2 protein-coding genes are annotated in these 1,565 nt (G+C 44.2%); both read left to right on the top strand.

What is annotated here, in order from left to right; genetic code table 11:
* Positions 1-512, top strand: a 512-nt coding sequence (locus F6J90_RS43305) for a phosphoribosylformylglycinamidine synthase subunit PurQ (RefSeq protein ID WP_293109125.1), incomplete at its 5' end; no start/stop codon positions are given.
* Positions 513-1,105: 593 nt separating this feature from the next.
* On the top strand, positions 1,106-1,498 hold the full coding sequence (locus F6J90_RS43300; protein WP_293109123.1) for a hypothetical protein: 393 nt from the start codon (positions 1,106-1,108) through the stop codon (positions 1,496-1,498).
* Positions 1,499-1,565 lie beyond the last annotated feature (67 nt).

The following is a 1,565-nucleotide window of genomic DNA, read 5'->3' as shown; positions in this document are numbered from 1 at the left end:
ACAATTTCTATGCCCGGGAAGACACGCTGAGCCTGGGCGTGTGTAATGGGTGCCAGCTAATGATGGAGTTGGGGCTCATTTACCCTGAGCATGAGCAGCATCCCAAAATGCACCACAATAGCTCAGGAAAATTCGAATGCTCCTTTCTTAATGTTGATATTCCTGAAAACAACTCGGTGATGCTGCAGTCGATGGCAGGGACAAGACTCGGCATCTGGATGGCCCATGGCGAGGGCAAATTCAACTTCCCCCTTGAGGAGCAATCATATAAGATTTCCGGAAAATATAGCTACTCAGCATACCCCGGCAACCCTAACGGTTCTAATTTTGACGCCGCCTTCATTCATTCCCAAAACGGAAGACATCTTGCCATGATGCCACACCTGGAACGTTCCATGTTCCCCTGGAACTGGGCTAACTATCCTGAAGATCGTAAAGATGATGAAGTATCTCCTTGGATCGAAGCCTTTGTAAACGCTCGAAACTGGGTGGTGCAGAATGCTAAAATCTAATCCTATTTGACTCGCGAATAAATTCTGGTTATAGTAAATTTACTTTTGCCTTGCCAAAAGTATGTACCCAAGAATGCGTAACCTAAACTATCTTCTAGCTGTATCTCTTATTTCTGTACTTAGCATTGGTGTTCAAGCCCAGGGGTGCTCAGATGCCGGATTCTGCACTATGGGTGCAATGAAACCTGATCAGGGTTTCAGCCTTGGAGTTCCAGTGAAATTGAGATCAATGGAAATTGGCTGGTATAAAGGAGAAACACTTCTCACTCCAACTGTTTATGCCTTCACCGCAGACTTCAATTTTCTTATAGGTAAGGACTTGACTTTTCAGGCCAAGGTGCCTTACCAGTATGTGAGGTGTTTGAGAAATGACGGTATAGGGACTTTCGAGATCAACTGTGTCGACAAATGAATAAATCAGTTTGACGTAGGGCAAATTGCCACGGAGATGCTACGGCCCCATAAAGCCCTAGCACGGTGTGAACTAGCTCCCATGTTATCAGGTGAACGCTCGCATGACTTGGGGTTGGTCTGTTATATCAAGGGAATGGCTAATCGCAGTGGGCTATCAACAACCGCTATCACATCAAAATATGAATCAGTTTACTCCTGACCCCAATGACTGGGACTGGTATCCTGATATAAATTATGTACGAAGTTATGACCTGGCCACTGACCTCAGGCGCGGAGCGGACGTGATGTTTAGAGCTGAGCGAAATTGGCGCTTTGCAAATTACAATTTCAATTTTGGGGTGCTCCCCATTTACAGAATTACCCAAGACCAAATTCTTGTTAATGGAGTGTATGAAAAGCTGGACAAAACAACGGGCTTAGCTTTATCAATACTCGCGGGAGCGGGATACCAATTCAATGTGAGCAACGCTGTTAAGATAATCTACGGATTGAAGATAACAGATAGGGATGTAAACCCTGATGGACTTACCCGCGATAGCGTTCTCACCTTAGCATACCAGGTTAGATTTTAAGGACTCACAACTCCCTAAATAATTTAAAATCTCCTATTTCTATTTATTCAAATAAGTAATATTTTTG

The sequence above is a fragment of the Moorena sp. SIOASIH genome (genome assembly GCF_010671925.1).
Classification (GTDB): Bacteria; Cyanobacteriota; Cyanobacteriia; order Cyanobacteriales; family Coleofasciculaceae; genus Moorena.
The sequence above is the reverse complement of the archived record's forward strand: the minus strand, read 5'-3'. Positions and strand labels throughout refer to the sequence as shown.

What these genes read in the sequence shown, in the direction of transcription:
- F6J90_RS43300 (WP_293109123.1), top strand. Translation starts at nt 1,106, where the DNA reads ATGAATCAGTTTACTCCTGACCCCAATGACTGGGACTGGTATCCTGAT.